Source organism: Variovorax sp. P4_D9, from assembly GCF_056401695.1.
Map to the genome: position 1 here is coordinate 1 of NZ_JBFUIU010000231.1, position 11,989 is coordinate 11,989.

General features: G+C 65.9%; 14 protein-coding genes. 7 read left to right on the top strand and 7 right to left on the bottom strand.

From position 1 onward, the window contains the following. Both AC1DY5_RS23600 and AC1DY5_RS23605 read right to left on the bottom strand, forming a co-directional pair. Positions 1 to 973, bottom strand: a 973-nt coding sequence (locus AC1DY5_RS23600) for a 2-oxoglutarate dehydrogenase E1 subunit family protein (protein WP_478115276.1), incomplete at its 3' end; no start/stop codon positions are given. A gap of 266 nt (positions 974 to 1,239) precedes the next feature. Then, positions 1,240 to 1,599 (bottom strand): hypothetical protein, encoded by a 360-nt coding sequence (locus AC1DY5_RS23605; RefSeq protein ID WP_478115278.1) that lies wholly within the window; start codon positions 1,597 to 1,599, stop codon positions 1,240 to 1,242. Between the two features lie 77 nt (positions 1,600 to 1,676). Between AC1DY5_RS23605 and AC1DY5_RS23610 the strand changes: the two genes are divergently transcribed. From AC1DY5_RS23610 to AC1DY5_RS23635, 6 genes are all read left to right on the top strand, one after another. Continuing rightward, complete coding sequence (locus AC1DY5_RS23610) at positions 1,677 to 1,850, top strand: DUF3606 domain-containing protein (RefSeq protein ID WP_478115279.1); 174 nt, start codon at positions 1,677 to 1,679, stop codon at positions 1,848 to 1,850. Between the two features lie 8 nt (positions 1,851 to 1,858). Then, positions 1,859 to 2,740 carry a non-homologous end joining protein Ku gene (ku, locus tag AC1DY5_RS23615; protein WP_478115281.1) on the top strand — a complete coding sequence of 294 codons (882 nt, stop codon included), beginning with the start codon at positions 1,859 to 1,861 and terminating at the stop codon, positions 2,738 to 2,740. A gap of 89 nt (positions 2,741 to 2,829) precedes the next feature. Further along, a complete protein-coding gene (ku, locus tag AC1DY5_RS23620; protein ID WP_478115283.1) occupies positions 2,830 to 3,765 on the top strand; it encodes a non-homologous end joining protein Ku in 936 nt (311 codons plus the stop codon). Next, positions 3,762 to 4,607 (top strand): tetratricopeptide repeat protein, encoded by an 846-nt coding sequence (locus tag AC1DY5_RS23625; RefSeq protein ID WP_478115285.1) that lies wholly within the window; start codon positions 3,762 to 3,764, stop codon positions 4,605 to 4,607. Before ku (AC1DY5_RS23620) ends, AC1DY5_RS23625 begins: the two co-directional genes overlap by 4 nt. A 157-nt stretch (positions 4,608 to 4,764) precedes the next feature. Next, complete coding sequence (locus tag AC1DY5_RS23630; RefSeq protein WP_478115287.1) at positions 4,765 to 5,325, top strand: GAF domain-containing protein; 561 nt, start codon at positions 4,765 to 4,767, stop codon at positions 5,323 to 5,325. A 77-nt stretch (positions 5,326 to 5,402) separates the two neighbouring features. Next, positions 5,403 to 5,822, top strand: a complete 420-nt coding sequence (locus tag AC1DY5_RS23635; protein ID WP_478115289.1) for a hypothetical protein — start codon at positions 5,403 to 5,405, stop codon at positions 5,820 to 5,822. A 15-nt stretch (positions 5,823 to 5,837) separates the two neighbouring features. Here AC1DY5_RS23635 and AC1DY5_RS23640 read toward each other — a convergent pair whose 3' ends face one another. Both AC1DY5_RS23640 and AC1DY5_RS23645 read right to left on the bottom strand, forming a co-directional pair. Further along, the gene (locus AC1DY5_RS23640; RefSeq protein ID WP_478115291.1) at positions 5,838 to 6,437 is read right to left on the bottom strand and encodes an isochorismatase family protein; all 600 of its coding nucleotides are present in this window, start codon (positions 6,435 to 6,437) and stop codon (positions 5,838 to 5,840) included. A gap of 116 nt (positions 6,438 to 6,553) precedes the next feature. Beyond that, a complete protein-coding gene (locus AC1DY5_RS23645; protein WP_478115299.1) occupies positions 6,554 to 7,630 on the bottom strand; it encodes a PQQ-dependent sugar dehydrogenase in 1,077 nt (358 codons plus the stop codon). Between the two features lie 275 nt (positions 7,631 to 7,905). Between AC1DY5_RS23645 and AC1DY5_RS23650 the strand changes: the two genes are divergently transcribed. Continuing rightward, on the top strand, positions 7,906 to 8,466 hold the full coding sequence (locus AC1DY5_RS23650; RefSeq protein WP_478115292.1) for a C40 family peptidase: 561 nt from the start codon (positions 7,906 to 7,908) through the stop codon (positions 8,464 to 8,466). 71 nt (positions 8,467 to 8,537) lie between these two features. Here the strand turns inward: AC1DY5_RS23650 and lpdA are convergent, their stop codons facing one another. The 3 genes from lpdA to AC1DY5_RS23665 form a co-directional block, all read right to left on the bottom strand. Then, positions 8,538 to 10,358, bottom strand: coding sequence for a dihydrolipoyl dehydrogenase (lpdA, locus tag AC1DY5_RS23655; protein ID WP_478115294.1), 1,821 nt, complete (start codon positions 10,356 to 10,358; stop codon positions 8,538 to 8,540). Continuing rightward, entirely contained in the window at positions 10,355 to 10,945 is a 591-nt protein-coding gene (locus AC1DY5_RS23660) for an MFS transporter (protein ID WP_478115296.1), read from the bottom strand. The genes lpdA and AC1DY5_RS23660 overlap by 4 nt, the downstream gene beginning before the upstream one ends. A 73-nt stretch (positions 10,946 to 11,018) precedes the next feature. Next, the coding region (locus tag AC1DY5_RS23665; RefSeq protein WP_478115298.1) for a dihydrolipoyllysine-residue acetyltransferase at positions 11,019 to 11,989 on the bottom strand (971 nt) is incomplete at its 5' end.

Below are 11,989 nucleotides of genomic sequence, written 5' to 3' on the forward strand. Positions count from 1 at the left end.
CGCCTGCCGTGGTCACGTCCGAGCTGAAGCCCTGGTGGTACTTGACGTCGCCGCTGGGCAAGTCTTCGGGGGCCGTGTGGTCGAACTCGGCAAACAGGTCGGCCGGCAGCTTGCCCAGCGAATTGACCAGCACGTTGAGGCGACCGCGGTGGGCCATGCCGATCACGATTTCCTGCACGCCCTTGATGCCGGCCTGGTTGATCAGCTCGTCCATCGAGACGATGAAGCTCTCGCCGCCTTCCAGCGAGAAGCGCTTCTGGCCGACGTACTTGGTGTGCAGGAAGCGCTCGAGGCCTTCGGCGGCGGTGAGCCGCTCGAGCACGCGCTTCTTCTGGTCGGCCGACAGCTTCGGATTGGTGCGAGCGCTTTCGAGCTTCTGCTGCCACCAGCGCTTTTGGCCCTGGTCGGTCATGTACATGTACTCGACGCCGATGGTGCCGCAGTAGGTCTCGCGCAGCGCATTCAGCAGGTCGCGCAGCGACATCGTCTCCTTGCCGAAGAAGGTGTTGCTGGTGTTGAACACCGTCTCGAGGTCGGCGTCGGAAAAGCCGTAGAACGAAGGCTCGAGCTCGGGGATCGCCGGGCGCTCGGCGCGCTTGAGCGGGTCGAGGTCGGCCCAGCGGGCGCCGACATTGCGGTAGGCGGCGATCAACTGCTGGACGGCGGTGCGCTTGCGGCCGAGCTCGGAGTCGGCGCCGCTGGCCACCACCACCTTGGTAGTGCCCTGCTTGGCGCGCTCGGCGAAGGCGTTGACCACCGGCAGGTGGGGAACGTCTTTGGCATTGCTGCCGTCGGTGGCGGGCACGTTCTGGAGCGCGTCGAAGTACGCGCGCCAGTTGTCGGGCACACTGCCGGGATTGGAGAGGTAGTTTTCGTACATCTCTTCGACATAGGGCGCATTGCCGCCGAAGAGATAGGTGTTGCCTTGATAGGCGCTGTAGACGGACGAAGCCGTCGACGAGGAATCGCTCATATTCCGCTGACCTTCGCTTCCCTGGAGGAAGCACGAGTTGGTTAAGAAACCTTCCGCGACACGGCTGGACCGATTGGCGGATGCGACTGTGGCTGGGGAAGGGCCTGAGTACACCCAGGATTGTGCCACGCCGAGCATATGGCGGCACGCCTGCGCATTCGCAAGCCGGAATCAGCCGAGCAATTGCCTGCTCTGCGGCACTGTGGATTTCCCCTTCCAGCATCAGGGCTGTCCGGGTGTCGGCCAGCGCGGCTGGCGATGCCGTCTCAGCGGATCGTCGACAAGCGGCCAAAAGACGTGCCGCGAGCCGTCGTGGCCGAGCACTCCTTCACCAGTTCGGCCGAGCGCGTCGACTGGTCTGCCATCCGGTCGTTCAGCGGCTTCCAGTTGCGGCACAGCGGCATCACTAGCAGCCAGGCGACCGCCATCACCGCGGTGGCGACCACGATCCCTATCCAATGCGCGATTTCCATCATCGACCCCTCGTTCTTCGTGATCGAAGTCTGCAGGGTCGGGTGCGTCAGGGACATACGCCATCCGGAGCATGCGTGGCTTGCAGCCGGTCGGATTTCACGCCGGCGCCATGAAATTGCGGCGTTCGGGCACGCATCGGCATCGTCCTGCATGAAGACAGCGGCTTTTCCGCCACACCGGTTCAGGCTCGGCAGCGACGCTCCTGCCATGCAGCTTGGGAGAACCCGCCATGTCCGACGACCTTCACGCCCCTGAATTCCAAACCCCGATCGATGTCAACCGGGTTGCCGACGTGCAGGCCTGGTGTGAGCGGCTCGGTGTCAGCGAACAGGCGCTGCGCCAGGCGGTGGCCGACGTCGGCACCTCCGCCGAACAGGTCGCCGTGCATCTAGGCAAGGGTTGAGCACAGGCATGGCATCGTCCGGCAGAACGCTCTGGAAAGGCGCCATCGCCTTCGGCCTGGTCCATATTCCGGTGGGCCTGCACCCCGCGATCAGCGAGCACGCCATCGACTTCGACTGGCTCGACAAGCGCAGCATGGATCCGGTCGGCTACCAGCGCATCAACAAGAAGACCGGCAAGGTGGTCGACAAGAAGGACATCGTCAAGGGGGTCGAATACGAGGACGGCAAGTACGCCGTGCTGTCGCCGGACGAAATCGAGGCGGCCTATCCGCGTGCCACGCAGACGATCGAGATCCTGCGTTTCGTCGAGGCCGACGAGATTCCTTTCGTCTATCTCGAACGCCCCTACTACGTGGCGCCGATCAACCGCGGCCAGAAGGTCTATGCGCTGCTGCGGGAAACGCTGCAGAAGACCGGCAAGGTGGGGTTGGCCAAGGTCGTGATCGCCACCCGCCAGCATCTGGCGGTATTGGTGCCTTCCGGCCGCGCAATGGTGCTCAACCTGATGCGCTGGGGCGACGAGCTTAGGTCGATGGAGGGCCTCGACCTGCCGGCAGCAGGCAGCCACGGCGCAAAGATCAGCGCGGCCGAGTTGAAGATGGCCGAACAGTTGGTGAAGGACATGACGGGCAACTGGGATCCGGAAGAATTCAAGGACGAGTTCAAGCGCGAAGTCATGAAGCTGGTCGACAGGAAGGTCAAGGCCGGAGACACCGAGACCGTCATCCAGCCCGAGGAAGAGGCGCCGATGCAAGACGCCAAGATCATCGATCTCAGCGAATTGCTCGCACGCAGCCTCAAGGGCGGCAGGGCCCGGCCCGCCGCCAAGGCAGCTCCGAGAAGGGCCAAGCGCAGCACGCCTGCGAAGAAGGCGCGCAAGGCGGCCTGACCCGTGGCGGCGGAGGCCCGCTGTTCGAAGCCCCCGGAAAATGGCATTCTGCGCACCCTGGGTGCATCGCCCCGTCCTTGGAGGTAGGCATGGCAGCTCGTTCGATCGCGTCCCTGTCGCTGGGTTTCGGTCTGGTGTCCATTCCGGTCAAGCTCTATTCCGCCACCGAGAGCAGCGGCACGGTCAGGTTCAACCTGCTGGCCAAGGACGGCTCCCGCGTCAAGCAGCAATACGTGTCGAAGAAGAACCCGACGACGGTCGTGCCGCGCGCCGAGACGGTCAAGGGCTATGAGTTCGAGAAGGACCGATACGTGCTCTTCACCGCCGAGGAGCTGAAGTCGCTGGAAGAAGGCGCAAGCCACGCGATCGAGATCGAGGTCGAGATCGAGATCGAGATCGTGAGCTTCATCCCCGAGAAGGCGGTCGACCCGATCTACTACGACAAGGCCTACTCTCTCGCTTCGGACAAGCGCGGCGCGAAAGCCTATTCGCTGCTGCGCGCCGCGATGCAGCAGAGCGGCCGCTGCGCCCTCGCGAAATGGGCCTGGAAAGGCAAGCAATACGTGGTGCAGGTGCGGGCCGCCGAAGATGGCCTGATGCTGCAGCAGTTGCTCTACGCCGACGAGGTGCGACCGCTGAAGGAACTCGAGATCGAGCGAGTTGAGCCTTCGGACGCGGAGGTCCAGTTGGCACTTCAGCTCATCGACCAGATCGCCCAGGACAGCTACGACCCGACGCAGTATGTCGACGAGGAGCAGCAGCGCATCCTGGCGGCCATCGACGCCAAGATCGCCGGCAAACAGGTGGTCGCCGCCGAAGAACGCGAATCCGACGCGGGCGGCGGCCAGATCATCGACCTCACGGAGATGCTGCGCGCCAACCTGGCCCGCGGCGGCCAGCGCACGGCGCGCGGATCCGCCGAGAAGGTCACGCCGCTGGCCGCCAAGGAGCGCAAGGGCGTAAAGCGGGCCAGCGCGAAGACCCCCGAGGTCGCGGCCCCGGCGCGCGCGCGATCCAGGAAGTGAACACACCGTCGCCGGAGGCGCCGCACACGCTGCACGGCATCCAGGACATGCTGGGCCTGTCGCGCAGCGCGGTCTCGAGGTTGATCGCCCACGGCTTCGTCAGCCCCTCGCGCGGACCAAGAAACGAATACCGCTTCTCGTTCCGCGATGTCGTCCTGCTGCGCACCGCCCACAAGCTGCAGCAGGCCCACATTCCGACGCGCAAGATCGTGCGCGCGCTACAGCGCCTCAAGGCCACGCTGCCGGACGAGTTGCCGCTCAGCGGACTTCGGATCACCGCGGTCGGCAGCGCGATCGCCGTGCACGATCGCGACAGCCGATGGGAGGCGGAGTCGGGCCAACTGCTGATGGACTTCGACATCGCGGCGGTGCGCGGCACCGTCGCCTTCGTCGAGCGCGAAGCGATCGATGAGCCGCCCGCGACCGTGCAAGCGTCGACCGACAGTCTGTTCGCGCAGGCCGAGGCGCTCGAGTCCAGCGACCCCGGCGCGGCCGAGCGACTCTACGCCAGGCTGCTCGAAGCCGCACCGGACCATGCCGACAGCTATCTGAACCTCGGTGCGCTGATGTGCGAATCGGGACGCCATGCCGAGGCCGTGGCACTCTACGATGCGGCCCTCGGGCACTGCCCCGATGAGGCCCTGCTGCACTTCAACCGAGCGGTGGCGCTGGAAGATCTCGCGCGCTATCGCGAGGCGCTGCTGGCCTACGAGCGCTGCCTCACGATCGATCCCGCCATCGGCGATGCCCACTTCAATGCGGCAAGGCTGTACGACCACCTCGGGCACCCGAAGCAGGCCATTCGGCATTTCAGCGCCTACCGACGCCTTCAAGGCAAATGAACGAACCGGTAGTTTTTTCGCCCGCGCAAAATGAGAACTATTGCCGGATATCCGGCCTCGAGCCGTTGCCGGAACCCGACTAAGTGATAGGCGAAGAGTCGTTTGAGCGAGGAACAAGCGTCGAAAGCCGCGACTCTGCCGGCAAAATCCCTCTTCCATGAAAACGATCCTCGAGACCGGGCCCGAAGCAGTGGCCGATTGGGCGACGCAACTCGCCACCGTGACGGTGAATGCCGACTTGCGGGACTGCGGGATGGTCGAGGTCTCCATCGGCAGCCTGCTGCGCGTGGTGCGCGAGCAGCTCAAGCTGGAGGTGGTCTTCATCGGCGAGTTCGTCGACGGCAGCCGGGTGTTCCGCCACATCTCGTCGCGGACCGAAGACGCGGTCATCAAGCCGGGCGAGTTCCATCCGCTGGACGAAACCATCTGCCAGCGCATCGTCGATGGCCGGATGCCCTCGCTGATGCGCGACATCACCAGCGTCCGCGAGGCGCACGGGCTGCCCCTCTACTACGAAGCACTCGGTGGCCACATCGGCGTGCCGGTACGCTTCTCGGATGGCACGCTGTACGGCATGCTGTGCGGATTCAGCTTCGAGGCCTGCCCCCATCTCGACGAGCGCGACGTCCGGCGGCTGGAAATGGCGGCCAACGCCACCGCCCGCCTCATTGCCCAGGCCGAGGGGCGAAACGTGGAGCCGATGCTCGCGACGCATTGACCCCTGCAGGCGCCTCCCGCGGCCATCCACCTTATGGCGGATTCCCATCCACGCACCGCTCGTCCAGACTGGCACCAGTGAATCCCCATCGTTCCGCCGCCATCGTCTCGGTGCGCCGCAAGTCGGCATTGCTCGCGGCCGTCTCGCTGCTGCTGGCCGCACTCGGGCTACAAGGCTATGCGCTGGGCTATCCGATGGGCATGTCGATGCTGGCCGCATCCACCGCGCAGGCCGCCATCTGCTCGTCGATGTTCAACAGCCGGCTGCTGAAAGCGGTGATGGCGACGAACATCCTGCTCTTCCTGCTGCATGCCTTCGTCATCGGCCGCTTCCTGGCCCTCGACGGCAGCCCGGCGATCTTCCAGTTCGGCGACTTCGCCTCGGCCGTCATCGGCGGTGCATCGCTGGTCTTCACGCCGGTCGAGACCATGGCGCTGATCGTCCGCGAGGCCTATCTCAAGCGCCTCCGGCGTCCGCGCCGCGGCGCACCGCCCTGAGCGCGGACCGGCAAGCTAACGGATCAGGGCCTGCAGTTCCCTGAAGCGCGGATGCTCGGCCGTGCGCAACCATTCGAAGCCGACCATCTCGGTGGTCACGAGCTCGGCGCCGGCACCGGCGAGTCGGTCGAAGGCTGCATCACGGTTGCGCTCGGTCCGCGAACCGCAGGCGTCGGTCACCACCCAGACCTCGAACTCGTCCTCGAGCAAATCCAGCGCTGTCTGCAGCAGGCACACATGGGCCTCGCAGCCGGCGATCACGATGGTGTTGCGTTCCTCGGCCGCAGCCGGCTTCTGCAGGTGCTTGGGCAGGCTGCGCGCGTTGCCCTGCGGCGCCTTCGCAGGCGCCCGCAGCCACTCGCCGAGCCCTTCCTCGGCGCCGCTGAAATGCATCTTGGCGAGCGTGCGCTGGCACAGCGCGCGGATGTCGGGCAGGTTCTCGCCAAGCTTCGACGGATTCTGCTCGGTGCCCCAGATCGGGACCTCCACCAGCCGGGCCATCTCGCCGAGGCGGACCGCGTTCTTCGCGACGGCCTCGGCCTCGAAGATCGCCGGCATCAGGCGCGCTTGATAGTCGACCAGGACCAGTTGGGATTGCGAAGCATCGAGCAGCATGGAATGAGTCTTTCGGGAAATGCGGTTTGAGGCTAAACCGTACCACCAATCGGATGCGACTCAGGCCGGCGCCGGGCCGCCCCAAGCCGGCCTGCGCCCCCCTCTCTGGGAGCCCCTCAGTCGGGCAGCAAGCGGATCAGCTTGCCATTGGATTCGTCGGTCAGCACGTAGAGCAGGCCATCGGGGCCCTGCTTGACATCGCGGATGCGGGCCCTGCCCTCTTCGAGCAGCTTATGCTCGGCCGCGACCTTGCCGTCCTTCAGCTCGATCCGGTCGAGATAGCCGAACTTGAGCGAGCCGACGAACAGATTGCCTTTCCAGGCCGGACCGTAGCGGTCGCTGGTCAGGAAGGCCATGCCGGAAGGCGCGATCGAAGGCACCCAGTAGTGCAGTGGCTGTTCCATGCCCTCCTTCCGCGTGAGGCCCTCGCCGATCTTGCCGCCGCCGTAGTTCTCGCCATAGGTAATTACCGGCCAGCCATAGTTGCGACCGGCCTGCGGGATGTTGATCTCGTCGCCGCCCTGCGGCCCGTGCTCGTGCATCCAGAGCCGGCCGTCGGGTCCGAGCGTGGCGCCCTGGCCATTGCGGTGGCCGTAGCTCCAGATCTCCGGCAGYGCACCCACCTGGCCCACAAAGGGATTGTCCGCAGGGACCGATCCGTCCTTGCCGATGCGCACGATCTTGCCCAGGTGATTGTCGAGCGTCTGGGCGTCCTCCTTGCGGCTGAAGCGCTCGCCCAGCGTGAGGAACAACGTTCCGTCCTTCGCCTCGACGATGCGGCAGCCGAAATGATTGCGGCTGGCGACTTTGGGGCGCTGGCTGAAGATCACCGCGAGATCCTCGAGCCGGCTGTCGTCAGCGGACAGCCGGGCCCGCGCCAGCGCCGTGCCGTTGGCCCTGCCACCGGCCTCGGGCTCGGAGAAACAGAAAAACAGCGTGCGGTTGCGGCCGAAGGCGGAATCGACCTGCACGTCGAGCAGGCCGCCCTGCCCGCCGGCCGCGATCGGCGGCAGCCCGGCCACCGGCGCGCCGAGCTTGCCGTCGGCGCCGACGACCCTCAGGCGCCCCGGCCGTTCGGTCACGAGGAAACGGCCATCCGGGAGAAAGGCCACGCCCCAGGGGTGCTCGAGGCCGGCGGCGACGAGTTCGGGCCGCGGCGCGGCGTAGGCAACGCCGATCGCCGCCACGGCCATGAACAGGAGCCGGAACGACCCACTGCCGGGCGGCCGAAGTGGCTGTGCCTTCATGCTCTCCTTCGGAATGACGGATTCTGGAAGCTCACCATTTCAACCCGGATTGCAAATCTTTTGCATTACATCAAGCAAAGCACTTATCACGCATAACGGTGACTTTTACATTTGGGTATGTGAGAAAAGGAAAAATCTCTTTTCCCGACAATCGTTTACGTGCAAAATCCCGAATCCGCATGAAATTGACACTCTCAGGTGTCGTCCATATCCTACGCGCCATGCGACTTTTACTCCTCACCGCCAGCCTGCTGCTCGCCTTTGCCGCCCATGCCGCGCCGCAGCTGGATCGGGCCGACGACGACCACGCCGATACGCTGGTCGTCGAGAAGAAACTGATGACTCAGTTCCAGCAGGTCCGCCAGACCCTCGTCGATCGCACCTCCGATCTGGTGGTCACCGCGATCGGTTTCCTGGGCGTGCCCTATCGCCGCGGCGGCAACACGGTCGAGACCGGCTTCGACTGCAGCGGCTTCGTCCGTGCGATGTACACCCAGACGCTCGGCCACCTGTTGCCGCGCCGCGCCGAGGAACAGGCCGCCGCGACCCAGAAGATCGACCGCAGCGAGCTCAAGCCCGGCGACCTCGTGTTCTTCAACACCATGCGCCGCGCCTTCAGCCATGTCGGCATCTACGTTGGCGAAGGCAAGTTCATTCATTCGCCCAAGCCCGGCGCCCAGGTCCGGGTCGAGGACATGAGCGGCAGCTACTGGCAGCATCGTTTCAGCGGCGCGCGCCGTGTCACCGCGGCCCAGGACGAGATCAAGGCCTCGGGCGACTGACTCCCGGCGCGCCGCGCCGGACGAAAAAAATCCCGCTTCAGGCGGGATTTTTTGTTGCCGCAACCGGCTGCTCAGCGCTTCACGGGCGGCAGGTCGGTGCAGTGCCCGTGCAGCGCCTCCGCCGCCAGGCCGATGCTCTCGCCTAGTGTTGGATGCGGATGGATGGTCTTCCCGATGTCGTAGGCATCGGCCCCCATCTCGATTGCGAGCGCGATCTCGCCGATCATGTCGCCGGCATGCGTGCCGACGATGCCGCCGCCCACGATCCGGTGCGACTCGGCGTCGAACAGCAGCTTGGTGAATCCTTCGTCGCGGCCGTTGGCGATCGCCCGGCCCGAAGCGGTCCAGGGGAACAGGCCCTTCTCAATCTTCACGCCCTCGGCCTTGGCCTGGTCTTCGGTCAGGCCGACCCAGGCCACTTCGGGATCGGTGTAGGCCACGCTCGGGATCACGCGCGCGTTGAAGGCCGCGCTGGCCAGTTCCTTGTCGCCCTTCTGCTCGCCGGCGATCACCTCGGCCGCCACGTGCGCCTCGTGCACCGCCTTGTGCTCCAGCATCGGCTGGCCGACGATGTCGCCGACCGCGAAGATATGCGCGACGTTGGTGCGCATCTGGATGTCGACCGGGATGAAGCCGCGATCGCTGACATTGATGCCGGCCTTCTCGGCGCCGATCTTCTTGCCGTTGGGACTGCGGCCCACCGCCTGCAGCACCAGGTCGTAGAGCTGCGGTTCCTTGGGCGCCTGCTCGCCTTCGAAGATGACTCGAATGCCCTCCTTGGTGGCTTCCGCACCGACCGTCTTGGTCTTCAGCATGATGTTGTCGAAGCGCGGCGCATTGAGCTTCTGCCAGACCTTGACCAGGTCGCGGTCGGCGCCCTGCATCAGGCCGTCGAGCATCTCGACCACGTCGAGCCGCGTCCCCAGCGTGGAATACACCGAGCCCATCTCGAGGCCAATGATGCCGCCGCCGAGGATCAGCATGCGCTTCGGCTCGATGCCGAGCTCGAGTGCGCCGGTGGAGTCGACCACGCGTGGATCATCGGGCATGAACGGCAAGTGCACCGCCTGCGAACCGGCCGCAATCACGCAATGGCGGAACTTGACCGTCTGCGACTTGCCGGTGGTGGCCTGTCCGTCGCCGCTGGTCTCCTGCACCTTGACGTGGAAGGGGTCGATGAACTCGCCGATGCCGCGCACCGTCGTCACCTTGCGCATCTTGGCCATCGCGGCCAAGCCGCCGGTGAGCTTGGACACCACCTTGTTCTTGCGGCCGAGCAGCTTCGTGCGGTCGATGGCCGGCGCGCCATAGCTGACGCCCAGGTCGGCGAAGTGCTTGACCTCGTCGATCACCGCGGCGACGTGCAGCAGCGCCTTCGACGGGATGCAGCCGACGTTGAGGCAAACGCCGCCGAGCGTCGCATAGCGCTCGACCAGGACCACCTTGAGGCCGAGATCGGCCGCGCGGAAGGCGGCGGAGTAGCCGCCCGGGCCGGCGCCGAGCACCAGCAGGTCGCAGTCGAGATCGACCGCGCCGGTGTAGCTCAATGCGGCGGCCGGTGCCGGCGTCGCCGGTGCCGGGGCCTGCTTCGGGGCCGGCGCCGGTGAGGCGGTGGGCGCAGCCACTGCCGGCGCGGGCGCAGCCGCTGCGCCCTCGGCCGCCTCCAGCGTCAGCACCACCGAGCCTTCCTTGACCTTGTCGCCGACCTTCACGGCCACCGACTTGASCACGCCGGCCGCYGACGACGGRATCTCCATCGAGGCCTTGTCSGACTCSACCGTGATCAGCGACTGCTCGGCTTTCACCGTGTCGCCGACCTTCACCAGCACCTCGATCACCGCGACTTCGTCGAAATCGCCGATGTCCGGCACCTTGACTTGTACTTCGCTCATTTGGACACCTTCAGTTTGAGTGTGAGAACGTCGACCGGACCGGCCGAATTGCGATCGAATTCGCAGGCCGCGGCAATGCCGGCCTCGGCGACGTCGCGCGCCGATCGCGCCTTGTCGTAGACCGCGTGCATCGCGCCGAGTGCGAAGCTGCGTCCCGAGCCTATGCTCCAGAACTGCTTGAACTCGAACACTTCGCGGTAGCTGTAGATGCCATAGACGCCACTAGCATTGGCCAGCAGCATCGTGAACTGGCTCGACTCGTAGGGGTCGTGCTCGTCTTCCTTGGTCTGCAGGAAGAACGACTCCTTGAGCACCGGATGCAGCAGCGTGAAGGTGCGGAAGATCTCGTCCTTGCTGCCGAAGCGCAGCGCCTCGGCGGGCTGCGCCGCCAGCGCGTGCTGCAGCACCAGGAAGTGCGCCGCCGCACCGGCTACCGCGAAGATGCTCTGGCCCGCGGCATCGTCGACCTTGAACAGCTTCTGGTTGGCTTCGGCGCGGTACGACAGCCGCGTGTCGCCGAAGGTCACGAGCGAATCCGCCGCCATCACGACCTGGCCGCCCTTGCGGACGGCCACCACTGTCGTCATATGAGCACGCGCCGGGCCGCCCCAAGCGAGCGGCCCCCTTGAGGGGGAAGCGCCGCAGGCGCCTCGGGGGTGTTCATAGAAGCACGCGGCGGAAGTCGGCGAGCACCTGGCCCAGGTAGGCGTTGAATCGCGCCGCCGCGGCGCCGTCGATCACGCGGTGGTCATAAGACAGCGACAGCGGCAGCGTCAGGCGCGGCACGAACTGCTTGCCGTCCCACACCGGCTTCATCTGGCCCTTCGACAGGCCCAGGATCGCGACCTCGGGTGCATTGATGATCGGCGTGAAGTGCGTCCCCCCGATGCCGCCGAGCGAGCTGATCGAGATGCAGCCGCCCTGCATGTCGGCCGAACCGAGCTTGCCGTCGCGCGCCTTCTTGGCGAGGTCGCCCATTTCCTGGCTGATCTGCAGCACGCCCTTCTTGTCGGCGTCCTTGAGCACCGGCACCACCAGTCCGTTCGGCGTGTCCGCCGCGAAGCCGATGTTGTAGTACTGCTTGTAGACCAGTTGGTCGCCGTCGAGGCTGGCGTTGAAGTCGGGGAACTTCTTCAGCGCCGAGACCATGGCCTTGATCACGAAGGCCAGCATCGTCACCTTGACGCCCGACTTCTCGTTCTCCTTGTTGGTGGCCACGCGGAAGGCTTCGAGCTCGGTGATGTCGGCCTCGTCGTTGTTCGTGACGTGCGGGATCATCACCCAGTTGCGGTGCAGGTTGGCGCCGCTGAGCTTCTTGATGCGCGACAGGTCCTTGCGCTCCACCGCGCCGAACTTCGTGAAGTCGACCTTCGGCCAGGGGATCAGGCCGAGCGCCTCGCCGCCGCCGCCCGCAGGCGCCTTGGCGCCGGCGGCCTTGGTGCTGGCGGCGCCGCTCATCACGGCCCGGGTAAATCCTTGCACGTCCTCCTGGGTGATGCGGCCCTTGGGACCGCTGCCCTTGACTTCCTCGAGCGGCACGCCGAGTTCGCGCGCGAACTTGCGCACCGAGGGCGATGCATGCGGCAGCTTGCCGCTGGGCGCGACCGTGGGGTCGTGCGCCGGCGGGGCGG

Coding starts and splice junctions, on each gene's coding strand:
- AC1DY5_RS23610 (WP_478115279.1), top strand. CDS start 1,677: ATGTCCGACGACCTTCACGCCCCTGAATTCCAAACCCCGATCGATGTC.
- AC1DY5_RS23660 (WP_478115296.1), bottom strand. CDS start 10,945: ATGACGACAGTGGTGGCCGTCCGCAAGGGCGGCCAGGTCGTGATGGCG.
- AC1DY5_RS23605 (WP_478115278.1), bottom strand. CDS start 1,599: ATGCAGGACGATGCCGATGCGTGCCCGAACGCCGCAATTTCATGGCGC.
- ku (WP_478115281.1), top strand. CDS start 1,859: ATGGCATCGTCCGGCAGAACGCTCTGGAAAGGCGCCATCGCCTTCGGC.
- AC1DY5_RS23640 (WP_478115291.1), bottom strand. CDS start 6,437: ATGCTGCTCGATGCTTCGCAATCCCAACTGGTCCTGGTCGACTATCAA.
- AC1DY5_RS23630 (WP_478115287.1), top strand. CDS start 4,765: ATGAAAACGATCCTCGAGACCGGGCCCGAAGCAGTGGCCGATTGGGCG.
- AC1DY5_RS23650 (WP_478115292.1), top strand. CDS start 7,906: ATGCGACTTTTACTCCTCACCGCCAGCCTGCTGCTCGCCTTTGCCGCC.
- ku (WP_478115283.1), top strand. CDS start 2,830: ATGGCAGCTCGTTCGATCGCGTCCCTGTCGCTGGGTTTCGGTCTGGTG.